The organism is Alteromonas sp. a30, assembly GCF_026788005.1.
Taxonomy (GTDB): domain Bacteria; phylum Pseudomonadota; class Gammaproteobacteria; order Enterobacterales; family Alteromonadaceae; genus Paraneptunicella.
The window spans coordinates 95,659-120,209 of record NZ_JABEPE010000005.1 but is presented as its reverse complement, the minus strand read 5'-3'; the positions used below and the strand labels follow the sequence as shown (position 1 = coordinate 120,209).

Here is a 24,551-nt window from a genome sequence, read left to right as displayed (position 1 = left end):
TAGAGTTGATAAGGCTAGCTTGCAATCCTTTTTAAAGACTGGAATTTCTCAAATATTGTTGGGGCCGACATTCGCTCATGTAACATTCTCACCATTCTCTCATTAATAACCCTTGTTTTTTTTCTTTTCTGGTTATTCGCAATACACTTGTCTAATGAAGTATCAATAATTATTACATTTATATATTTTGAAAAGCCTAACTCAACAAGTTTTTGCCGATTTTCGATATCATTGAAGTAAGTAGTATCAATGACAAAATTAATTTTGAGAGTTATACAAAACTCAATCAAAAGTAAAATATCTTGAAGAACTTTTTGCCTAATTTCGAATGAGCGTATACAACCATATTTTGCTTCTCTAATATTGTCACATGAGATAACAAAGTAACCATTCAATTTTTCAGATATATAAGTTGTTTTTCCGGCTCCGGGAGCACCCATGATTAAAAATACTTCCATTCACTCTTCACTCCCAAATGTTTTTACCTTTGTATATATAGTAGTTAAACTCCTTTTTATATTGTGAGCCTTTGCACTGATGGCACGTACTGGTAGTAATATTATTTTCGATAAACTCACGGTTTTGAGCATTAAATTTAGAGGCTCTTTTTAAAATAAATTGATAAAGCCCTTCCCATTCGATCATATCTTCCATGGCATTTTTCCGGCCACTATTTTTAAAAAAAGATAACCCAAACTCTCCAAACAAGATTTTCCTATGGTCATCATTTGATAGCTCGCTAATCGACATATTTGAATCAAATATTTTCTCAGATGAGAACTTGTTTAACGCCTCTTTTAGTCGAAAAAATAACTTTTTTATATCCTTTTGTAAGAATTTGGGGTAACACGAGAGATCAGTATATGCCTTTTTTGTATCGAGTTCTAATTTTTGAATTATTTCTACCTTACCACTTCCTGAACACTGTGGGCATTTGTGAAAATATAGATTAAAGAAGTCATCATCTAATTTGTCTAACCTTGAACCTATTACGTGGTTTTCATTGTCAATAACTCTCAAAGAGTAATGAGTAATATCTCCATTTCTCTTTAGAATAATAATTCCAGCTCCAAGTTCAAAAGCTAACTCTAAGCTTTTAGTTGGGATAAATATATCCCAGAAGTTTTTAGAAGACGATACTTGTGGTAGCTCTTTTAGAGGTAGATTGACCCCATCTACTAAACAACTTTCAAATCCTAGTTTAACCAAATTAGTTGTGAGAAATTTAAGCTCACTATAGGGTACAGAAGAAGAGTTTAGCAACAGAGGGTATAGTGGATTGAAGTAATATGTACTATCTACTTCAAAGTTAATAGCTTCAATGAGGCTTTGTTTATCATAAAATATTTTGGTGTTTATAATATCCTTTACTTTAAAGCTCCCATTGAACTCTTTTTGTGCCAGAAACGCTAAATCTTCTTCATTAAAATGAAACTTCTTAACATCCAAATTTTTTAGTGAAGTAACAGTATTAAAACTGAAATCATTTGAAACATCTAGATGATATTGTGTGCTGTAATCGTTAAAAGTAACTTTACCACCTAATTCACCTGCTTTCGGGCCTATCTCAATTAGATAGTCGCAGCTCAGAACTACTTTGGGGTTATGCTCGATAATTAAAATAGTGTTATTAAGATGAGTTAGTGATTTAAGTTTTGAGAATATGTGTAACGAATCTTGGTCGCTTAACCCCCTCATGGGTTCATCCAACAGCATTAAGACATGATCATTTTCAGAATTAATAACAGTAGCCATTTCAATCAAATATTTAGCCATTTTTAATCTTTGAGATTCACCTCCACTTAACGTAGAAGTAGTTCTTCCCAAGGATAGGTGGCCTAAGCCTAAACTTATTAACAGCTCAATTACGTCTTCTAACTCAACATAAATTTGACTATACTTTAACTCTTCAACTGTCATTGACAGGTATTCATTTAGAGTGTTATTTCCAAAATAAACATAATTGGCTAGAGGTATTAATTTAGTACCAAGGCAAGATTGGCATCGCCCTGAGTCAACGAAACCAGTTCCATTACAAACTTTACACATTCCAGCTTCAGTATTTGAAGAAAAATGCTCCTTATTCAAACAAAATGAGCGAGAAATAGGCTGACTGGAAAAAATAGCCCTAAGAGGCTCGGAAACCTTTAGATAAGAAGCTATGGTAGATCGAATATTCCCACTAATTTCGGTCTGTTCAAGTAAGGCTTTATGTTGAAAATGTTTGCTTTCATCCTGAACAATATCAAAAAGACCTTTTGCCAAGCTACTTTTTCCGCTACCAGATATACCAAAAATTGCATTTAATCCGTTTAGCAATATATTTACATTTTGATTTTTTACAAAATTATAGTTAATCCCTTCAAATGTACATATTTCATTACTGCTTTGTTTATTAGGCTCAGGAAAGTTTATGAAAGAAGGTAAACTTTCACTGATATAACCACCATTAACCCCACTATATGGGCCTAAAGTAAGGCTATAATCTGAGTTTTTAATAACATACTCTGAGTGATCAACCAGCAAAATAGTATTCTTCTTTGCTAAGCCTCTTAAGACAATAAATAAGTTTGATATATCTTTAACACTAAGCCCTTTTGAAGGTTCATCAATTATAATTAGCGAGTCTTCAATTTCATCTGTCAAATACTTAATAAGTTTAAGTCTTTGAAGTTCTCCACCGCTTAAAGTTGTTGAACACCTGCTTAGCTCAAACTTCGGGAGACCTAGTAACTTAAACTTTTCGTTGATGACTTCAAGTTGATCGAATTTAAGAGCTTTTGCTAGTGTATCAATATCCAGTGATAGCATGTCTGCTATGTTAAGTCCTTTATAACTTACCGCTCGTGACTGGTAATTAAAACCTGTACCTTCACAACAATCGCATACCCCCTTCATAAGGTAATTTGAGATATTACTATTAGTTCCTTTACTGAGGAGCTTGGGTTCTATGTAGCGCTTAAGCTCTTCTTGCAGTGGCCTCTCTAATTTGGCGAAGGGGATGTCAAGAGAAGAGCAAAATGTTTTAACTATTTTTCGAATGTCTGAGTCTTGGATATAACAATATTTGTATGCAGTACCATTGTGCGGCAAATTCAAAAAGGTTGAGTCAAGCGGATTTTCATTTATCAACGAGTCGAAATCTACTTTGGTAACATGTCCTTTTCCTTCACATTTGGTACAAGAACCATTAAATTCGCCTAAAGTTGATGTGCTAAATAATGGTGGTCGCTTAGTGTAATACTCTTTAAGGCAAGCACAAAATGTCTGTTTAGAAAAATCATAGAGCAACTCCTCTTTGCAATATAGCTTCAGCTTTTTAAATTCAGTTATAAGGCTAAAATTAAAGCTATCAAAATCAATTATGCAATCGATCGTGAGCTTTTTATTAACATTGAGTTTTTGGATGTAACTTGCATCCCTAATAACTCTTTGCCCTGCAACTAATATGCTATTTGATTTTAGCTTTTGAAGCTTATCTCGTAAATGTACTTCATTTGGATATTCATTAGTTATTAAATTATACCTTAGCTCTGCATTAGGATATTTTTTTAATAATGCCTTGATGACTTCTTCTGATACGAAGTTACTTACTTTTACTGAACACTTACCACACCATATCTCCCCTTTGTTGACCAATTGCGTCTTCAATATGTTATTAACACCAGAGATCGTTGATACATTAGATTTCTCTGTTTGCTTTGGTGATTTCTGGCCTATATAAATCGTTTTATATGGATTAACGATTGAATCGAATTTAGGTCTAACTAAAAGATCATAATCCGTACTTTTATTTTGAAGTCTTTCCTGACGTAAGTATGCCCCATATACAACTGACTTGACCAAAGTTGACTTACCAGAACCATTAATTCCATTTATAACAGTGACGCTATTCTCTTTAATACTTGCACTGATGTTTTTTAGATTATTTTCATAGGCATTAACTATAGTTAAGTCTTTCAAAGCGACATCCTTATTCTATTTTCTAGGTTTTAGCATCACAAAAAGTAATTTATGCTCCTCGGTAGAAGTTAACAACTCATCAATGCTTTTAAACTCACCTTTTTCATTCGGTACATATTTCAAAGGGTAGTGTACAGGTAGCCTTTTAACTGAAACTCTATAACCTGCTCTAAAAAAAGCAGATGAAATATCTTCGGCAGAATAGTCATGTGCAGGATAAGACTCTTCAGATAGAACGGCCTTTTTTCTTTTTTTCCATGTTGGGTTATTTACGTGACATCCCATAGTGAATATATAATACCCACCACCTCTTAATAAAGAAAAAGTGGTTTTAGCGTGTTCTAATAGGTTTGGTATGGTGTAAACGACTTCTTGAGAAAAAATGAGGTCGAAGTTTTCCGAATTTGTTCCATCTAAATCTACCTTCTTTTCAAAAAGCATATTTACTTTGGCTTCATTTGAGCAAAGTTGCAATAAATCTTCATCAATCTCTATACCAGTAAGATTTAAGTCTGGTTTAAAATGATTTAGTAAATGTAAAAATTTTCCGTTGCCAGAGCCGAAATCTAATATATTATTTACTTTATAGAAATCAATAAGCTTCTTCGCTTCAATGAGCATTGAATACCAGAACGGGAAGCTTCTATCATTCTTAATATATTTAGGTATGTTGAAAGTTTCCATATCTTATCGAGCAAAACTTACTAGTATTTCTCTACTATTCAGTTTTCCATTTGTCCCTATTTCAATCGAGCACTCACCTCTATCATGCAGAGTTTCTTTATTGTTTTGTATTAAAATATCGCCAACTTCTAAGAAAAGAGCCTTTTTTATGCTGTTAGCATATTGTAAGAAGTTAAATATCATTTTGCTTTCTTCATAAGGTTGTTTTTCGTTTTTCTCTTTGTAATAAAAGTTAATTCTTTCAAAATCGAATCTTACTTTATAACCATCGTTATCTTTAGATAAAATAGGTTCTTTAACCACCAATCTCTTTTTATTTTCACCATCATAATTAATTCCGTAAGAACACATAGGGACAGGAACTGTTAGTAGTGAATTTAACAAATCGGGATCTTTGAACCTAAGCTCTCGAATCAACTCCCTGATGAGGGTTATTCCGTTGTGAGCCTTCAAAACAGGGTCTTCCTTTATAACTTGTATAAAACCAAATTGTGGTTGTCGCTCAATGTCAATAGCATCATCATTATGCAAAACTAATTGGTTTCTAGAGCATCCTGTATGATCACAATCAATTTTGATTCCTGTATGCTCTATTACACCATAATACTCGCCAAAACAATTTACTAAAGCAGTAAAGAAGAAATTGTAATTGCTTAACTCCCCGCCTCTAAATTGAACAAATTTATCTTCTTTTAGGATTTTTTCTAAAGATGTTAATAAATTTGAAAATTTAGTGCTTTTGCTGAGTATATCTATTGTTTCTTCGGGGGATTGTGATGATTTCAGGAGAGTTTTTAACTCTGCCTGAAGTTCATCTGATATTTTTAATATCGCCATTTATCTACAGCTACTTCCATTGCCAGAACGACAACCACATGAAGCTGTTAAGTTCCCCTCAAAGCCCAGTTCACAATGACCAAAGTGATGAAGGTATAGTTTTTTAGTTAAGGTAAATCCTGATTCAAGAACGGATTCATTTTCTTTCTCAGTTAAGCCAAAATATGGATAATGATGAATGAAGTCACCTTTGATAAGGTTACAGTCATTCATATACTTTCTTGTATCTAATATATGAACGTGCCAGAACTCATCTACCAATTCACTAGGAGCAAAAGATAAGTTTTCATACAATGCTTGAAGAGTTAACCACTCTTTGTAAAGCTTAATTGTATAGTTAATTTTGCTAACCGACCATCCATACTCTTTTTCTAGTTTATAGCCATGAGGAGTGAAGTCTATTTTGTTAATTCTTGACATTATGGAGTCTACTGTAGATTGCTCGACAAAACTTGAATCATCAATAACAGTGTTAATATCTGCTCTTGAATATTTTTTGAAATCCTGTGCTTTTGATTGAGAATATATGTTATTCATTTTATTTCCAATTTATTTTATGGGTGGTTTAATTGACATAGGTGCTTTTTACAATGTAATAAATGTGGTGAGATTAATATTTGGTCGATTAGTGGCCTTAATAAGTGGTGGTTTTTGTGAATGTAATATTAATATAAGAAATGTAAATTAACCATATTTAAATAGTGGGGGTAAGGAAAATGCGCTCGTTTAGTACTGTAATCAGGAATTCTAGTAGGAAAGGAATGATGAAGAAAATAATAGGACTTTGCGCCTTACTCACACTTGTGTCGGCATGTAGCTCTACCCAACCCACAGGGCGGGATCCTAACTTTTTGATATAAAGAAGCGTTTATTGATCACGTATTAATATATGCATTCATTGAACTTCTATTGCATACCGAGATCAGATCAGTTTTCATCTCAATATGATTTGACATTGATTGAGCGCTTGAACATTATTCCTGACTTCCGTACTGATATTAACCTAAAGCATGATTTGGTTGATGTTATCTTTCTGACTCTATCAGCTGTCCTTAGTGGTGCGGATGGCTGGAAATCCATCCAAGAATTTGGAGATAGCCAACTTGATTGGCTAAGACAACATCGTGAATTCGCTAATGGCATTCCCCGACGGCATTGTATTGCCAATATTATCAAGGCGTTGGATACCGATGTCCTTATTCAGGCGGTGTTTGGTTGGGTCAATGAGAAACGTGAACAATCAGGTAAGCAAGTCATATCGCTTGATGGCAAGACCCTAAGAGGGGATTGGAAAGAATCATCCAGCAAGGCGCTCCATGTCGTTAGTGCCTTAGATGTTGGTAGTGGGATTGCGCTGTATCAGGATAGCAGTAATATCAAAGGTAATGAGGGTGAGGTCGCCAGACGTGTTATCGATGCATTAGCACTGAACAATGCGGTGGTGACGCTGGACGCATTGCATTGCCAGAGCGAAACAATGGCAACCATCATTAAGGGAAAAGGAGATTTTGTTATTCAGGTCAAAGGTAACCAACCCAATTTGCAAAAACATGTGAAAGAGCAATTTTCAGCTCACTATGAAGATGAAAAATTAGCGATATTCGAACAGCAAAATAAGGGTCATGGTCGCCGAGAAAAACGAACCTCCATGCAGATAGATGCCAATTTAACGCCAGAGCTGAAGAAAAAGTGGCCGCATATTTGCAGCATAATTGAAGTTGCCAGCGAACGTAGTATCAATAACCAGACATCTTGTTCCTCTCGTTGGTTTGTCAGCTCATTACCGATAGATGTTGAGCAGGTGGCAAGCATTGTGCGTGACCATTGGGCTGTAGAAAATCAACTTCATTGGGTATTAGATGTTGTTTTTAGGGAAGATAATCTGAAGGTGAGCGACCCGACTGGAGCCAAACATATTGCTTTGTTTAATCGTGCCTGCTTAAACCTAATCAGACAACATCAAGGCAAGAAAGATAGCATCGCCGCCAAGCGCAGAGGGGCAGCATGGAACTCAGATTTTAGAACGGTATTACTGTTTGGTTAAGTTATAGACAAAGTAGAATCCCGCCCTGATTGGATTAGCGATTAGTTTTGATTTAACGGATGAAGTAGATAGAGCTCAAACGCTAACTCTTGTAGTGATAGTCGGTGCGCTTTATTACTTTAAAACAAATAACCTTAAATTAAGTTATTGGTCTTTTTCAGATGAGAGAAAGGAGACCAATTACGAAATTGTCGGGCCTTTTGGTGTGGTATTGGTGGCGTGTTGGATTGCTTTTATAGATTATCTGACCCCAGATGTCATATCAAAATATACAGGGCTCATTCTTTTAGTAACAATAATTAATGCTCTAGGAATCAACAGTGAAATTTCTAAAAGAGCAGGAGAGAGGTTTGTATCAGATGATGTGGTTCTCGCGCATAGGGTGGTTATTTGGGGTTTCTTTATTATTTTATATCTCATCGCCACAAGGTATTTTTTATTTCAAGGCACATGGGAGAGAGGCGTTCCAGAAGTTTTTCAAATTATTCAGTCTGCATTTAGGGCATACTAATGTCGGTATTTATTGCTATCTAGGATAAAACTGAGGGTGTCCTAAGAACAACCTCAATCGCCACCGTTTTCTCGCGCTTTCCTACTGGCCTTATGGGTATAAACCGTTAATCCGGTAAGGCAAAACGCCAGCACCACGTAACTGCTAAATAACAAGGTTAGGGTGCCATCAAACTCACGCCCGATAAAATACGAAAAGGTGACTGCAATGGCTGCCGACAAACTGCCTATCACTGCGGCACCAATACCAGCAATATGCCCCAAAAGCTGCATCGCCATCGCATTAAAATTGGTGAACATCACGTTGACCGTAAAAAACAGTGGCACAGTTAACAAAATAAACTCCAACAAACTCGGCTTACCTTGTTTAAATAAGCAGATCACAAATAGGGCGACGGAAAGAAAGAAAAATATCGGCAGTGTGAAATACACCATTTTTCGTGTGCCAAACTTCACCACTGCACGACTATTAAAAAATGCACCTAATCCGAAAGCCAGTGCCATTACTGCAAAATATTTAGGAAACTCATGTGTCACCCCAAAGGTTTTTTCGAAAATGGCTTGAGATGAAGCTAGGTAAGATAGAAAACAACCAAACACTAAACCAATTGCGAGAATGTACGCCATCACTTCTCTATGACTAAAAACCTCTTTGAACGCTAGGCCAACCGATTTCATGGTAAAAGGGCGTTTCCCTTCATGGGTTAACGTTTCTGGCTGACGCCAAGCAAACCATAATGTGGTAATAATCGCGGCACATGCAATGACGATAAAAATCATTTTCCAAGACGATAGATACATGATGAATTGCCCAGTAAGTGGCGCAATCATTGGGATCGTAATAAATACCATCATGATGAAAGACATTACCCGTGACATATACCGTCCGGTATAAGAGTCACGAATAAGCGCTGCGGTAACAACGCGAGAAGAGCCTACGCCAAAACCTTGGGTTAGCCTGCCGATGATCATCCAAGTGAGATCTTGTGCGTACATGCAGGTTGCTGTACCTAGCAGAAATACTGCCATACCGGTGTATAACGTGGGTTTTCGCCCAAAGGCGTCACACATTGGTCCGAAAAAGAGCTGTCCTACACCCATGCCTAACATCACCATGGACACAATCAGTTGCGTGTCGTTTGGGTTGATAACCTGTAGATACGCACCTATTTGTGGTAATGCAGGAAGCACAGCATCAATCGAGAAGGCTGCGAGTGACGAGAGTAATGCCATCAAAACCACAAATTCAAAAAGTGATAGTTGATTATTCGTCTTTATCTTCGTCATAACTACCTAGACTGACTGATTTGAAAAAATGAGCGTCTATTATGCGCCGTTCAGTTAAAGGATGTAAGTTCATCTGATGAATAAATTCTACTATTTGCCTGATTTTGTGGACAATTTGTCTTCAGCGGTAATAACCAATTTACGATATTTGGGGATTCTGGGATGCGGTATAAATCAGCGCCAAAAAGGTGGTTTATAATACGAGCCGCGCGCCAAGCAATTAAACTTAATTGAGGCTCGGCAATGCCGTGAGAATAAGTCCCAGCATTAACAATATAAACTTCGTTTTCACAGGCTTTTTTCCATTTTGCATTGAAGTTTTCACCTAGCTCAATACGAGCATTGGCATCTATTTTCAAATGCGGTAACACTTCACTTAAACAATTTGGCAAACAGCGTTTAAACCCGGTACACAGAATGACAATATCGGCTTCTGCTGTGTGCTTTTTCCCGGTTAAAGTGTGCTCGTAAGTTAAGTGATACACGCTGTTATTGTGCTGCATATTGATGAGCTTTTGACTCGGGTTGATGGACCACCAAGCAGGAGTTTGTCGTACAAATTTATCTTGATATAAACGCTGATATAGCCCTTGCAAACATTCGTTGGTAATGCCATCACTGGTAAGCTTTTGACGTTGGACTTCCTGTGTTTTTACGGGAGAATGCAGATGATAGAAGCGGTTGACGTAATCTGGCATAAAGTATTCGTCCGTGAAGCAGCCTTCATCTAAAGCTTCGATATTGGAGCGACGAGACCACCAATCGATACGGCTTGGAGCGCCATAAATGCCATCGAATACATGTTGGAAAATATCTGCGCCACTTTGCCCACCTCCAACAATCGCAACACGTTTATTGGTGAGGTTGGGCTGTATGGTTGCCATTTCGCCCGCGTGGAAGCAGTTTGAACCGATGAAAGGCTTGGCACATGTTGGGATCATAGGTTGAATTCCTGTCCCAATCACAAGGTGTCGGCTTAGGTATTCTTGGCCTTCATGAATAACAACAAATTGCCCCTTGTCATACTGAATATCTTCAATGGGCGCATTAAATTGTGTGTTGGGCAGTTGGTTAGCAACCCAACTCATGTAATCGGTGAATTCAAGTCGCGACAGTGTGCTTTGCCCAGAGGCCAAAAACGGGTAGATTTTGCCTTGCGTTACCAAGTAATTTAGAAAGCTGTAAGGGCTGGTTGGGTCAACACAGGTGACTAGGTCTTTCACAAAGGAGGTTTGCATTTTAGCCTCTTTCAACAGCATTCCCGGATGCCAGCTAAATTGCGGTTTTTGCTCAAAAAATTGCGTGCTTAGTTGTGTTTTAGTGGCACTAAGGGCCGCGATACTTAAATTTGAAGGGCCAATGCCCACACCAATTAAATCCAATATTGGGGTCATCATCATTTTTCCTTAAATGGCAAACTTTGAAAAAAACGTGTCTCTGTCACACTGTAAGAGCATGGCGCGTTTATGAGGGAAATCGAACTCAAATTGTTTGAACATGCCAATGCGCTCGGACATCCCAATCACCACTGCATTACTGGCTTTAGGCTCGCCTAAAAGCCGTTGTGTGCGCGGTTCATCTTGAAAGCAATATAGAAGCATATTTTTAGCCCACGCTTTGAAGTAAACGTGCCCACGAAAACGTAAATTACTCACCAAAATATGCAAGCCACGGTCATAGTCTTGGCATTGATAATGAGGCCCGAGTCTGTCTTCAGGGGTCCAATACAGCTCAATATACGCAAAGGGCATACCGTCAAATTCTGCGATTACTGGAATTTGATGCGGGTCTTTTTGCATCTTACTGAGATAGTCCTTGTGCATGGTTTTGCTGCCTGCTAACTCCCAAATTTCAGCGGTTTCTGGGATGTTATGCCAGTAATGGAAGGCGTCTAAATCTCTATCAATATCTAACGTGCGAAAACAAATCGTGCGGGATAGGGGATACAAATAACGTTGGAAAATAATGCCATTTGGTTTTTCGGGACGCTCAGGGTGATTTAACCCATTTTCTGCGGTAATACGTTTTTCTGGATTTTGATTTGCCAACGGTATGACGCAAGGTATTTGAGCGGATTGTGCATCATCATTGTGTTTCCACGTTGGACAAGCTGCCAGTATGCTCTTGCGGCTGATCGTGTGGGCGTCAGAGGTAGTTGAATCTTCAAAAGCAACGCCGCTATGCGCCAGTGTACGCTGAAAATCAGCGAGTACCGATTCGGGTAGATGCTTCAAACGCAAGGTCTCTGCACGTAATTTAAACACCGTATGTTCGGCCGCAGTCCACCATAAAGCGGTGTCTGTGGTGGCTGGCGAAAGGTGTTGTGTCAGCTCAACTTCGGGTGATTTGTCACTGTCTTCGCCGTGCGTTGTGAGCGTTGCCTGAAATGTAGCTAATATTTCACCTAAATACTGAAGGTGAAATTGACTATGATGTGCACTGTTTTTTTGTTCTTGAATCAGTAAATCTCGCCCGTCCGGTAGGGCTTTTTTCACAAAGAAGGTTTGAGTCTGTATTTGTAATGGATTGGGAATTTTGCAATAAATACGTTCAATATCAGGCAATGAGTTTTCGTTAATATCACTTAAAAAACAGAAAAAATTACGTTTCCATTTTAAGAACGGTGATCCAGCCAAAAATTGATAGAAGCTGGTGTCGGTTGGGTTTTCAGGAAGCCATTGCTGGAGCTTTTCTTGGCAAAGCGCCCAAAGAGCGTTTTCAGAGATGTCGCAATCTGCGGCGATATTAGTCAAGGTACTGGTTAAGGTGTTACCAAAAATATAGTAAGCCAAGTACGGGTTGACGTGTTCTGACGACATAAAGTAGCTTGGTTTTTCGTGTTCAAATATCTCAGCAAAACGCTGTAAGGCAATATCCGTTAACCCAACTCCCTGACAATCTTTCAGGGCAAAACCAACAGGCAATGCATTCTCAATATTCAATAAAATGTTTTGTTGGTGTGCGAGTAGCACCAATCCGTAATCGTTTCGTGCAATGCATAAAGGGTGGATTACGTTATCCATAAATTGAGCGAGCCAGCGCTTTGCGGCTTGAGCATAGGTAAGGTGCTGTTGTTTGGCATATTCATGAACCCAACTGGCTATTTGAGTCATTGCGCGAGGTGCCGGGCTGATAGATGCCTCCTCGTCTTGTATTTCATCCAGTTGAATTTGATTGGCGCTGGCCAGCAAATGACAAGCATTGGTGGAAGTGGGGGCGTTTTGCTGATACGGATTGCACCGAAAACTGACAATGGACAGTGGAACCACTTCACCGTTTGCGCTTCGTATTCCGCACCACATGGGTTCTTCTATAATGTGGGTTTGATGAAGGCGTTGCTTGAGTTCGATACCGGCCGGAGTACGTAGCATTCGACTTAATTGGATCCCACGGTTCACTTCATTTTCAGTGAGTAAACGCAAAGAATTTGTGAGTTTAGCGGGCAACGATGCTTTTAGCATCCACGGCATGTCTGGGTGAAAAATCGCGCGAGTGGAGGAGGTGGCCATCCAGCCTCTATGCTCTTCCTCCAGCGCAATTACATCTTCACAAAACGCGCGCGCTTCTTTCCATTGACACCAATATTTGGCTTGCAGCGGATGCATAGGAAATGGCACCCAATGCTCATCCAATTGATTCAGCGCCTCCTCACCTTGGGTTTGTGCAAAAAACAGCTTCAGACTTTGTGTTAATTCTCCATCCACGCAGTTTCCACATAACAAGGAGGCTCGCACGGCAAACCATTTTATTGAAAAAGATTGTTGAAAATCGGGCAAATAGGTTTGTTGCTCTTGGTGAGATAAAGGCTCGTTGCTTTTGGGGGACGGATGCATACTGTGTCCACCTGTTAATCCTTGCTCTGACTGAATAAAATGGCGGCCATTGGAGGACATCGTCAAGCTTTGGTGAAATGCTGGTAAGTTGCTTTCCTGCGCCCGTTTTATGGTGTCATCCGATTGTTTTAGTCGCTCTAAGAAGCGTGCTTTTTTACCTGCGTCGATTTCTTCAAAGTAGTGCGTTAATAACAAACTGGCGGCTTCAACTAAAGACACCGCAGAGCGTTCGTCCTTTGTACATTGGTAAATTTCACCTGTGTATCTGTGTCTGCCTCCGTGCGAGTAGTACCGCAAAGGTAATTGCAAAGACATCGCCGGCGACAAGGGAATAACCAGTGTATTTTGGTTCAATACCTGTAGGTCAATGTCTTGTTTTGCCTCGTTCAATAGGCCATTAAAAAATGCCTGATGACTCAGGTAGTGAGATTGATAAGTGGTGGTTGTCATAATGTCTCTCCCGATAAAAACTTCATTTATGTGGTTCTGTGGCGGACCACGGGAGAAGCTGGTTTTCCCCTCGCCAATCATAAGTAAATTGCTCAGGATCACGGCGTTTTTTAGGGCGTTTATTGATGGGAGTTCCCAACACTAAAAACCCGACAGGTATATGATTTTCCTTAAGCCCTAAAATGTGTCGCACATTTGGCAGTTCAACTGCGTCCGTGCTGTACCAAATCCCTCCAAACCCAGCAGCATCGCTAGCGAGTAGAATGTTCTGACAGGCCGCGACCGCTGAGAAAAGTTGGTCCCTTGTGGTGACGGAGTGGGCTTCATTGGACGCGCAAGAAACCAGAATGATGCAAGGGGCTTGCATGAGGTAAGTGCTGAGTCGTTTCGCCCGTTGTGGATCAACTTGCTGGTTGCTGGATAACCAGGCTTTTTGTAGGTAATCGATAAACAGCGGAATATGCTCTTTATCAATGATGATAAAGTGCCAAGGGGTTAAATTACCGTGGTCAGGGCTACTCATCGCTGCTTTCAAAATATGCTTGAGCTGATCTTTGTTGGGTGCCGGATCTCGCAGCTCGTGCACATGGTAAGAAACCCGGTTGCTGATAAAATTAATCAAATCTTTCATACCTTTGTTGATAACCAAGTAAAAACAGTAAAAAAGTTGCTTGAATATCTTCAAAATGGATCACAACACATCCCCTTAAAACGTTAATTCGTAACTTAAAGAAAAACGTGTCCCTTGCCCTGCATAATTAAACAGTTCTGGGGTTGATAAAGTGCCGTAAATAATCTGTGCTCGTTGGCTCCAAAGCGTTTGGTATTGTTTGTCGAACAGGTTTTGGATGCCAAAAGACACTTGTCCTAAGGGGAGTTGATAAAAGCCATTTAGGTGAGCTAATTGGTAGCCTTCAAGGCGATGCGCGTTTTCATCCTGATAGTCCCAAATACGTTGTATTTGTAGTTCTAAACCGAGGTTGTTATGACGATAACCAACGCGAAATGTGGCTGTATCTGGGCTTGCTTCCTCGGCAGCTAAATCGCGCCATGAGTCGGCAACTTTTGTATGGCTACTTAAAAAGTGCGCTTGAAGGCTAGTGTAAATACGGTCACTAATATCAAAATCAATTTGACCTTCAATGCCATAAATGCGGCGCTCGTCGTCATTGATTTGAATGGATAAGTTAGCGGGGTCAAAAGAGGTGGTTTTATCAGATAACGAATAATACGCGCTCAATTGCAATTGGTAGCGCTCAGCACTGCGTCGCCAGCCCAGCTCTAATGCATCGGTTTTCACGCCGCTTAACGGATTATCGCTGACATTTAAGCGACTAAGCAGTGTAGGACCTTCACCAAATAAACCGTTGTACCGGCCTTGACCGTAGTAACGAGCGGGGTCGGGCAGGTCAAATCCTTGGCTAAAGTTGGCCCAAAATTGTTGGTCGGCACTGAGATGATAAACCGCACCTAAATTGGCTAGCCACTCTGAATAGTCGTTGCTGCCGCCGGTTATGACATCTGGTGATGCTGGGTAAAACCCAAGTTGATCTAAGTGTTGTTGCAATAAACCGGTGAAATCACCGACATCGTGTTCTGTGTGTTGATAGCGAAAACCACCTGTTATTGACCAGTGACGGTTGAATTGTTGATTCAGTTGGGCGAAAACCGCGTAATGCTTACTGTCGATGTCAGGATAACGCTGTAAGGTTTGGATGGGATTAAACAGCAGTCCACCCGACCCAAAAGCGTCAACAATGTCATAAATACGTTGTTGTGCATCAAATGATTCGTTATCGATATCCACTCCATAGGTGAGTTGTCCGTTATCAAGGCTTTTTACTAGCACCAATTTAGTTCCAGCAACCTCTGTGCTTTGCTCCGATGAACCAAAAACAGGAAAGGCATTGCCGGGGAAGGGAGATCCTTGTACCCGAAAAATAAAGGGGAAGGGGTAAAAGCGAAAGGCTTCTTTTCGATAGAAAAACTGAGCCAGAAACTGCTGTCCGAATATTTTTTGGTGGCTGTACTGAAGGTGAAAAGCATGACGTTGGGTACGAGGTTGAGCGTCGAGCTGTAAACCATCGCGTATTTCAATGAATTCTGGGAAACCAAAAAGGCCAATTAAATTTGGGCCTAAATAGGCGGCTGAATCACTATCTTGTTCACTTTCATAAAATTGGCCCATAAAGGATAACTGTGATTGTGAATGAATGCGGTAATCCATGTTTAGCTGGGCATCCAGTGTGTCGTTAAACTGAGTATCTGTTTGAGTGATGTCAGGGAAAACGGGAGTACCATCAGCATCGAAGGCGCCGCGAGTATTGCTTGCTCCCAGCGCTAATCGAGCGGAAAAAGAAGAATCGTTAACATAGCCAGCTATGCCTAACTTACGGTTCAAATCATCGCTGTTGTTCAAACCAGAAGTGATACTAAGTAACGCTTCCGCATTTTGGGCGTTAGTCGTGTTGTTGGCATTTTTGGTAATAATATTAATAATGCCGCCCGCCGCGCCAGCGCCATATATCGACGTTGCCCCAGAAAGCACTTCAATCCTGTTAATGTTAAACGGGTCGATGCTTTCTAATTGACGACTAATTTGGCGAGTCGAGTTTAATGAGATGCCATCGATCATCACTAGCGCGCGACGCCCGCGCAGATTCTGAGAAAAGTTAGTGCGGTTTTCGTTGCCAAAATCTAAACTCGGGATCAACTTACCGAGCATGTTTTTTAAATCAACGCCTGATGCAATTTCTCTGCTGAGCTGTTCGTTATTTATTACCCATACTGTTGCTGGTATTTGGGAAATCGCCATATGTGAACGAGATGCCGTTATGGTGATGTTTTCTATGGGCTCGGATTGAACAACAGGTTCAGTTTGTCGTTGAGCGTTAACAAAGCGCATGTTGCTCAGTAAACATATAACCGTCAGCAGCGCGATGGTGATTGATTGACGCATCTTCATTGCATTCCTTCCTTTTTCATACTTCAGTTCGCGGGGTGGGCGTGTTTTTGTTGGCACTGAGGTCGGGTAATTGAGACAACAAGTAGGCACAAAAAGTGATGAGCACAGTGATTGGCCATAACAGTAATTGAGGCTCGATGGTGACAAGTAAAATACCCGCTGACAGCATTGTCCCTAATATGTGTCCTAAACTGTGAGCTTGCGCGACACCGCCACTAACCTGACTTTGCGATAACTTAGGCGAGCGTTTATCAAAGAGTTGATGGGTGTACCAAGCAGGAATGCCGGTGATACCAATGGCAATACACGCCAATGCAGGAGCAAACGCAACCCAATGATTGAAGTGCAAAGAAAGCAGCCCTGCACCGAGATGTAGCAAAAGCAGCAATATGTATAAGTAAGCTTTTCGTAAAGCGGCAACCGATGACGCGTAAGGCAAAATCCAGCGTTGAGAAATAATAATAATAACGCTGATGAACAGCATAAGCTGCGCGTAAATTTGCGAAGAGTGCTCTGGCGAATAACCCATCTTAATAATAAATGGCAGAATAATCAGTTGGGTACAGGTCACTAATGCAGTTGTCGACAAGGCGAGAAGCAAACCGCAAGGGGGTAAATTAGATAATCCGTGAAACAGATTTACTTTAGCCGCGAGGGGAGGGAGAAATGAAAAAGGCTGAGTTTCGCGAACCAGAAAAAGTAAGCTTACCAGTGAAATTGCACTGGGAATTAACAAAATAAAATGAAACGGAATGGGTAGGAAGATTAATAGCGGGCTCGCAAACCGACCTAAGGTAATATAACTACTTTGTCGTGATAATAAACCAATACGATACTCGCCTTTTGAGGCGATTTCGGATTGAGCAATTGGAATAAACGCAGCGGTGAAACAGCCCGTCACTAGCCGACTTAAACCAATGACAATAATGGAGGCCAATGTTGGTAAATAGAAAGCCAAAGCGAAGCATAAGGTGCTTAAGGTTAACCCAAAGGTGGCAATGAATTTGGCACGACTCACACCTATCTCATTGATTTTGTTTCCCCACCAACCCGATGCAATCCAATAAGCAACAAGATTGACGTTCAATAGGCCAATTAACCAGCCCCAATCTTGCACATCTTGGCTCAAGCTAAAGTGTGAACCGAGCTGCGGTAATAGCGCAATAACGAGTGTTTGATTGACACCCATAACAATTAACGGGAGCTTGGTAGTCATGAGTTACTTAATAATTTAAATGGTAATAATTATCATTTAATTTGACTAGGCAAAAAAAATGCAACGCGGGATTAGGCGTTAAACCCTTAAAAATTAGTAAATACCATAATGGCTATTTTTCAAATTTGGTTGGATTTTTATTTCGATTAAACCTTGGAGAAATTCTCCGTTTGAACGCTCAATTGCTTATAAACAGTGGGGTTAAGCAAGTTTGTTGCTTATTACAAAGAAATTGTCTGAATTGCGTTTTTAACAGGTTAAGCTGTTAAAAAAAGTTGGATAAGATAATCAGGTTGGGCAAATTTACGGGCGAACATTTAACTTATGTTGGGGGTAACTGTAAACCATGCGAATAGGCGTTTGGCATTATTGGTTATAATTTTAAGCTCGATAAAGCACTTTTAAGATCGGGATAATGAAATTGATACCCGTGTTGTTGCAGTTTTGTTGGAATGGCATTTTGGCCTTCTAGCAATAACTCAGACATCTCACCAAACAGCAGTTTCAACATAAAAGGTGGTGTGGGCAAGAACGCAGGGCGAGATAGCGCTTGTGCGAGGAGTTTGGCAAATGCTCTGTTGCTGACAGGCGAGGGAGCGGTAACGTTGAACGCGCCATTGCAGTTGTCTTGACGCAATAAAAATAGAATGACATCCACCATGTCGTCGATATGTATCCACGGCATGTAATGACGACCGGCACCAATTGGGCCGCCTAAACCAAGCTTAAAGGGAAATAATAGCTTTTTAAGCGCGCCGCCGTTATCTGATAAAACAATCCCGGTTCGAAGTAAGCACACTCGTGTTTTACTGGAATCCACCCGCATAGCAATGTCTTCCCATGTTGCACACAAACGATGGCTAAAGTTTTGGTGAACGCTGTCCGTATCTTCATGGATTGGTTGTCGACCTTGCCTGCCATAGTAGCCTACGGCACTGCCACTAATAAAAACACTCGGTGGTGTATTGCTCTTTTTAAATAACGCAACTAGCTGTTCCGTGGTTTGCCAACGACTTTGCTGAATGCGTTCTTTTTGTTGATGGCTCCAACGTTTATTGGCGATAGGTTCGCCAGCCAGGTTAATCACCGCGTTGAAAGCGTTTAGGTTGGGTAACTCGGATAAACTCGAAATGAAATTGGGATGGTCGCCCAACTGATTAACTGCGGCAGTAACGTTTCGGGTTAATGCTGTTACTTGATGACCTTCGGCAATGAGCTTTTGCGTTAATGCGCTGCCAATTAGCCCTGTTGCGCCTGTAATGAGTACATTCATAACACCATTATCCCGTAAAAAAAGAGACTATTTATTACAACTTAAGCATAAGGAAACTGAATCCGCAAAGCGTAATGCGTGAGGTTTATCCACTTCCACTTCGGCGTACGTTACCCAAGCGTGCTCAGCAGCAATTTCCAATACATCTGATGTGAGCTTTTCGAGCAAAGAGAAGCGGTTATTCTCCACCAAACTAATAATACGTTTTGTGATAGTGCGATAATTCAATGCGTCGTCCATGTTGTCACTAGAAGTAGCTTGTTCCGCAGGATAATGAATTTTAACGTTGATGATGACATCTTGTTTGTTGTTGATTTCTTCTTCTTTGATGCCAATGTAGGTTCTTAGCCTTAAGTTTTTGATGCGGATAGTTGCGTGATTTAATTGCATTAGATTTTCCTGATAGTAAACCGAAAGCCGCTTTTGATTGTTTATAGGTTGCATCAACCTTTAAATCTGATAGCGTTTCGCCATCTTAAATTAAGAATTTATGTTCATGGAAGCTAAATTTACAGCCCCAACAAAAGCACTGATTGTGCTGGCGGCAATGGTTATTGTACTTGCCGGAATAAAAACTGCCAGCAGCATTGTTGTTCCTTTCTTACTTTCTATTTTTATTGCCATGGCGTGTACGCCCATTATTCAGTGGGCGACCCGTTATAAAATTCCAAAAGGCTTGTCGATTGTATTGGTAATACTGCTCATAGTGGTTTTTGGATTTATGTTAGCTGGATTGGTTGGGCAATCCATGAACGAGTTTTCACTGAAATTACCACAGTACAAAGTGCAATTAACCGAGCAATTTTCATGGATTGCTGCACAACTGGCTAACTTCAATATCGTTATCGATAAAGACCAGCTATTTTCCTACCTCGATCCCGGTATGGCAATGGGGATGGCGACCAATTTTTTGTCTAGTTTAAGTGGCGTGTTAACAAACTTCCTACTGATTCTGCTTACGGTAATTTTCATGTTGTTTGAAGCGGATTCTGTTCCTAAAAAAGTCCACATTGCACTGGATGATCCGCAAATGAAAATGCGCCAAGTTGATAAGGTGCTGTCTTCGGTTAAAAACTATCTGGCGATTAAAACCGTGGTGAGTTTAGGGACAGGCTTGATCATCGGCGGTTGGTTGTATTTTCTTGGGTTAGACCACTTCATGTTGTGGGCAGTATTGGCTTTCCTGTTTAACTTTATTCCCAATATTGGTTCTATTATTGCGGCTGTGCCTGCCGTGTTATTGGCAACGGTACAGTTAAGTTTGCCAGAAGCTGGGCTGGTGGCTGCGGGTTACATTGTGGTAAATACCGTAATGGGGAACGTGATTGAGCCCAAATACATGGGGCGTGGACTTGGGTTATCGACGCTGGTGGTATTTTTATCGTTGATTTTTTGGGGCTGGTTATTGGGTACGGTTGGAATGTTGCTGTCTGTTCCTTTGACCATGATTGTGAAAATTGCGTTGGAATCGCGCGATGAAACGTTATGGCTAGCCTTACTACTTGCCGACGATAAAGTTGATTTAAGCACCGCCAAACCTATTGATGGCGATGACACTAACGCGTAAACCGGTTTACGTTTTAAAGGTAATACTCACTATCACACCATCTAGAGAAACGCCGTCCTGTGAAGGGCGGTTTTCTATAGCGATTCGGCCTTGATGAAACTCGGCAATAGTTTTGGCGATATACAAACCAATGCCAAGATGAGGTTCTCCATTCGCGGCATTTGCGCGCACAGATACCATAGAGTCAAATAACTGTGATTGCATGTCTTCTGGTAATAAGGGGCCTGCATTACTTATCTTCAACACCGGCTTATCGTTTTTCCCCGTTAATTCAATCAAAATAGGGGTGTCATTGGGGCTAAAGTCGACAGCGTTAGTGATAATTTTATCTAGCATTTGAACAAATAAATCCGCAGAACCTAGCAGCGTTTGTTCCGATAAATTCGACTGATAAAGAAAACAGTTACTCGGGTAAGCAAGTTGATAACCATGCGTACAGCCTTGTAACAGTTGATCAAGATTGAAAGTTTCTTTCTCCGTAGTTTGTAAGGCGTTTTCTAAACGTGATGCTTCGCTCATTTTATTGAGAATTTGGCTCAAGCGGCTAATGCCTTCTTGAGCCCGATCGATAAAGACTTGTGACCCTTGGTCTTCTGCGTTTTGTTGGCGGTGCGCTAGGTTCTCCATTGAGGATTTAACAATCGCAACAGGCGTTCTAAGCTCATGAGATAAGCGAGCCGCCATGTTTTCTAAATAGTGGTGATACTGACTTAGCTTGCCAAGTACGTTATGAAAAGCACGAGACAGGTCGCCAATTTCATCTTGAGCCTTAGAGAGCGGAATATTCTGTATGATTCGGCCTTGTGCGTCGGTCGCTGCTTCGGTTTGGTTGCGTAAATTTCGAATACGAAACGACACCCGTGAAGCAAACAAAAATAGCACTACTGTGCCGGAAATCATCACAGCAAGAATAACGTTAAACAGTTTTTCCAACGCTTTGTTACGCAATGTACGAATGCCGTGGGTGGTTTGTTCAACCACCACCGCGCCCATTACATTATTGTTTATCCATATTGGATGCGTGGCCGATAAAATCACAGCTTTGTTGTCGGGGCTCAGTCGCCATAGTGCATCTGGTTTCCCCTTTAAGGCGTTGATGATGTCTTTGCCTTCCAGTGAATAGGCATCTTTTAAGGTATCCACGAATTTCTCTGGCGGGTCGGTGAGAATTTTGTAATACAGAGGACGAAGCCAGTTTTTCTCAATGTCATTAAACCAACTTGTTTGGCTGGTGTCGCCTGCTACGGCATTGGTTAATTGTGAGTTTGGGCCGGTAGCATCAAAAATATCCCCCGAGCGCGCCATTACGCGGCGGTGATTATCTAGTACCCAGATTCTCGCATTGGCGTATTGTAACCCTTTGATAATACTTTCAATTTCAGGAGAGGGAACTAGCAAGGTGCCAAGAGAATCTTCTTGTCCCGGATTCGCCGTACCAATGCGAAGAGGTTGTTCAGATGGATCGCTTGAATCTACGTCAACAATGGCAAAGGCAATGTTGTCATTGAGCATAGAAAGTGGAATTCGTAACTCTATTTGATAGCCATTGTTGCTTTGCCCGCGAGATAACGGATTGTTGCGCCAATGCCCTTGTATGCGCGGCTCTGGCGAACTGGCTCGTGTGCTTTGTAAGTGATCAGTTAAACGATACGCATTTATCCAACCGGGATCGTGATTGGCTACAATGTAGCGTTGAAAAACATTGTCTTTATCTCGAAAAGCAATGTAAAGGTGGTCGTTTTTATCTACGCGTAAGCTGTTGCGAGGACGCATCATTAATGTGTCGTCGGTGACATCGAAAAAGGCATATAGGTAGTTGCCATAAATGCCGACCATATGGGTAAAAGAGAGGTCGTTTTCGTTATATGGCGAGGCAGAAACATCTAATAAATATTGCTGATCGTATTTCACCGCTAAGTGGCGATAATCGGACCAATCGTGCAACTGACCATCCAGTTGAATAGGATCAACAAGTTGATGTGCGTATAAGTCGGTTCCCGGTTTCACATCGGATAAAAAGCTGGCTTGTTGATTAAACAACTTGGGGCGTTCGTGTAATGCAGTTGCTACAGCGCGGGCGGTGCCCATTAAGGTTTGTTCTTGGCCGATACGAAGGTAGCTTTCCAGCTCCCATACGTACTGGTAGCCCAGCCAAGGGATGGAAAACAAAAATAAGGACAGAACAAAGAGTTTAAGTCGAATTCCGATGCGCAATAGGGGGCCCTCAATTGGCTTTGGTTTTCCAGCGATAACCCATACCATATACGGTCTCGATGGCATCAAACTGAGTGTCAATTTGCGCGAATTTTTTGCGAATTCGTTTGATGTGCGAAGTGATGGTGGTGTCATCGACCACCATTTGCGATTCGTCCATTAGCTGTTGGCGACTCTTTACATGCCCGGCGTATTTGGCAATGGCATGCAACATCCAAAACTCAGTCACCGTTAATTCTATTGGGTGAGACTGCCATGTTACCGTCATGCGGCTGGTATCCATGGATAAATCGCCTTGAGCAATAATGTCGTTACTGTTAACAGGTTGATGCAGCAGTTCGGTACGGCGAAATAGCGCTGCAATGCGAGCTAATAAGTGTGGCAGGCTGATGTCTTTGGTTAGGTAATCGTCTGCGCCCATACGTAAGCCACAAATGGTATCGTAATCGTTGTCTCTTGCGGTGAAAAAGATAATAGGCAGTGTTTTCGATTGGTTTCTCAACTGCTGACATAAGGCAAATCCCCCGTCAATTTCATCTTTTAAGCCAATATCAATAATCGCTAAGTCGGGCAAGCGGGTTTCAAATGCGCGTGTGGCGTTGAGTCTATCTTCGTAACTTATTACCTGATAACCCTGATTTTCCAATGCCGAAGTGTAGTTTTCGCGAATGGCGGGATCGTCTTCAATTAATGCTATACGTTTTGCCATAATTTTTTATTGATGAGTGCTGGGTGTTGAGAATGGTTATCCAAAACACTATCAGATACCAGCCAAAGTTAGCCTGAACAAGCAATTTCCATATTCTTGCCACATTTGTTCTTCGTTTTGCCATATTGTCTGCGTTTTGGTGCCATTTCAGCCTTGTTTAATTAAGCCATCAACACAGTTTGGTCAGTATTTAATGAGTTTTTGGAGCAATAACAGGATGATTATGAAGAAGCAAACCAATTTAGTTTCAGCGTTATTTGTAACGGGGCTATTGGTAACGGGGTTATCGTCGACCACTGCCAATGCCGCAAGTGATGCAACAACTAATAAAACCCAACAGGAAGCGTTAAACCAATCCATTGGTGTTAGCTCTGGGTTTGTAACAGGGGCATTAGTTGGTGGTCCAATTGGGGCGATTATTGGCACCGGAGCGGGATTCTTTTTAGCGGATCATGTTAATGACGACCAAAATGCTAAAAGAATGGCATCTCGATTGGAAGAAGCTGAACACGCCTATGCCCAGTTGTTGCTGCAACACGAAATGCTGCTAGCGGCGAATCAAGAAGAAGAGCGTCAGCAACAGGAAGTGGAATTGGTGAAGGTGAGAAGCGTGATGCCAACAGAAAGCCACATTCAATTTTTAACCGCTTCTGATAAGCTACAACCGCATTATTTTTCCAGCTTAGATACGATTGCGAATGCTGCAAAGGCATCTAAAACCGTGAAAATTGAGCTATTTGGTTATGCCGATCGCCGTGGCGATTCGGAATACAACCAAGCATTATCGGAAAAACGGGTGGCAGCGGTACAGCGTTATCTCGCGAAAAAAGGGGTGCCACAAAACCGAATAGATGTAACTTCTTACGGTGAAGAGCAACCGGTATTAGATGAACAAAGTTTAGAGCACGATTTCTTTGACCGTCGTGTGGTCATTCGTATTCATTCAGAATCACCTGTCATGACGGCTGCTAATCCGTAAAGCATCAAGGGCAGTGCGAG

Annotated in this window: 19 protein-coding genes; 4 read left to right on the top strand and 15 right to left on the bottom strand. The window is 41.0% G+C overall.

The features are described 5' to 3' along the window. Positions 1–14: 14 nt before the first annotated feature. From HJG39_RS07135 to HJG39_RS07115, 5 genes are read right to left on the bottom strand one after another with little or no spacing between them, the layout of a single operon-like run. The gene (locus tag HJG39_RS07135) at positions 15–458 is read right to left on the bottom strand and encodes an ATP-binding protein (protein WP_268408212.1); all 444 of its coding nucleotides are present in this window, start codon (positions 456–458) and stop codon (positions 15–17) included. Positions 459–465: 7 nt separating this feature from the next. After that, a complete protein-coding gene (locus HJG39_RS07130; RefSeq protein WP_268408211.1) occupies positions 466–3,963 on the bottom strand; it encodes an ATP-binding cassette domain-containing protein in 3,498 nt (1,165 codons plus the stop codon). A 15-nt stretch (positions 3,964–3,978) separates the two neighbouring features. After that, positions 3,979–4,647: a class I SAM-dependent methyltransferase gene (locus HJG39_RS07125; RefSeq protein ID WP_268408210.1), complete on the bottom strand. Its 669-nt coding sequence runs from the start codon at positions 4,645–4,647 to the stop codon at positions 3,979–3,981. A gap of 3 nt (positions 4,648–4,650) precedes the next feature. Further along, positions 4,651–5,484 (bottom strand): TauD/TfdA family dioxygenase, encoded by an 834-nt coding sequence (locus HJG39_RS07120; RefSeq protein WP_268408209.1) that lies wholly within the window; start codon positions 5,482–5,484, stop codon positions 4,651–4,653. Continuing rightward, complete coding sequence (locus HJG39_RS07115) at positions 5,485–6,021, bottom strand: glycine-rich domain-containing protein (RefSeq protein WP_268408208.1); 537 nt, start codon at positions 6,019–6,021, stop codon at positions 5,485–5,487. 412 nt (positions 6,022–6,433) lie between these two features. On the opposite strand from HJG39_RS07115, the gene HJG39_RS07110 reads away from it, so the two are divergent. Both HJG39_RS07110 and HJG39_RS07105 read left to right on the top strand, forming a co-directional pair. Next, the gene (locus HJG39_RS07110) at positions 6,434–7,528 is read left to right on the top strand and encodes an ISAs1 family transposase (protein ID WP_268408277.1); all 1,095 of its coding nucleotides are present in this window, start codon (positions 6,434–6,436) and stop codon (positions 7,526–7,528) included. A 94-nt stretch (positions 7,529–7,622) separates the two neighbouring features. Then, a complete protein-coding gene (locus HJG39_RS07105; RefSeq protein WP_268408207.1) occupies positions 7,623–8,039 on the top strand; it encodes a hypothetical protein in 417 nt (138 codons plus the stop codon). Positions 8,040–8,092: 53 nt separating this feature from the next. Here the strand turns inward: HJG39_RS07105 and HJG39_RS07100 are convergent, their stop codons facing one another. The 8 genes from HJG39_RS07100 to folX all read right to left on the bottom strand — a co-directional run bounded on the left by HJG39_RS07100 (position 8,093) and on the right by folX (position 19,452). Next, a complete protein-coding gene (locus HJG39_RS07100; RefSeq protein WP_268408206.1) occupies positions 8,093–9,325 on the bottom strand; it encodes a multidrug effflux MFS transporter in 1,233 nt (410 codons plus the stop codon). A gap of 50 nt (positions 9,326–9,375) precedes the next feature. Further along, entirely contained in the window at positions 9,376–10,719 is a 1,344-nt protein-coding gene (locus HJG39_RS07095; RefSeq protein ID WP_268408205.1) for a lysine N(6)-hydroxylase/L-ornithine N(5)-oxygenase family protein, read from the bottom strand. A 12-nt stretch (positions 10,720–10,731) separates the two neighbouring features. Next, entirely contained in the window at positions 10,732–13,608 is a 2,877-nt protein-coding gene (locus HJG39_RS07090; RefSeq protein WP_268408204.1) for a GNAT family N-acetyltransferase, read from the bottom strand. A gap of 22 nt (positions 13,609–13,630) precedes the next feature. Then, the gene (locus tag HJG39_RS07085) at positions 13,631–14,239 is read right to left on the bottom strand and encodes a nitroreductase family protein (protein ID WP_268408203.1); all 609 of its coding nucleotides are present in this window, start codon (positions 14,237–14,239) and stop codon (positions 13,631–13,633) included. A 75-nt stretch (positions 14,240–14,314) separates the two neighbouring features. After that, positions 14,315–16,573 (bottom strand): TonB-dependent receptor, encoded by a 2,259-nt coding sequence (locus HJG39_RS07080; RefSeq protein ID WP_268408202.1) that lies wholly within the window; start codon positions 16,571–16,573, stop codon positions 14,315–14,317. Positions 16,574–16,589: 16 nt separating this feature from the next. Continuing rightward, positions 16,590–17,789: an MFS transporter gene (locus HJG39_RS07075; RefSeq protein WP_268408201.1), complete on the bottom strand. Its 1,200-nt coding sequence runs from the start codon at positions 17,787–17,789 to the stop codon at positions 16,590–16,592. 373 nt (positions 17,790–18,162) lie between these two features. Then, on the bottom strand, positions 18,163–19,062 hold the full coding sequence (locus tag HJG39_RS07070; protein WP_268408200.1) for a TIGR01777 family oxidoreductase: 900 nt from the start codon (positions 19,060–19,062) through the stop codon (positions 18,163–18,165). Between the two features lie 27 nt (positions 19,063–19,089). Then, complete coding sequence (gene folX / locus HJG39_RS07065; protein ID WP_268408199.1) at positions 19,090–19,452, bottom strand: dihydroneopterin triphosphate 2'-epimerase; 363 nt, start codon at positions 19,450–19,452, stop codon at positions 19,090–19,092. A 106-nt stretch (positions 19,453–19,558) separates the two neighbouring features. On the opposite strand from folX, the gene HJG39_RS07060 reads away from it, so the two are divergent. Next, positions 19,559–20,629, top strand: coding sequence for an AI-2E family transporter (locus HJG39_RS07060; protein WP_268408198.1), 1,071 nt, complete (start codon positions 19,559–19,561; stop codon positions 20,627–20,629). A 6-nt stretch (positions 20,630–20,635) separates the two neighbouring features. Here the strand turns inward: HJG39_RS07060 and pdsS are convergent, their stop codons facing one another. Then, positions 20,636–22,891 (bottom strand): proteobacterial dedicated sortase system histidine kinase, encoded by a 2,256-nt coding sequence (gene pdsS, locus HJG39_RS07055; protein WP_268408197.1) that lies wholly within the window; start codon positions 22,889–22,891, stop codon positions 20,636–20,638. Further along, complete coding sequence (gene pdsR / locus HJG39_RS07050) at positions 22,854–23,552, bottom strand: proteobacterial dedicated sortase system response regulator (protein ID WP_268408196.1); 699 nt, start codon at positions 23,550–23,552, stop codon at positions 22,854–22,856. Before pdsR ends, pdsS begins: the two co-directional genes overlap by 38 nt. 223 nt (positions 23,553–23,775) lie before the next feature. Between pdsR and pdsO the strand changes: the two genes are divergently transcribed. Continuing rightward, positions 23,776–24,531, top strand: a complete 756-nt coding sequence (pdsO, locus tag HJG39_RS07045) for a sortase-associated OmpA-like protein PdsO (RefSeq protein WP_268408195.1) — start codon at positions 23,776–23,778, stop codon at positions 24,529–24,531. Positions 24,532–24,551: the final 20 nt, after the last annotated feature.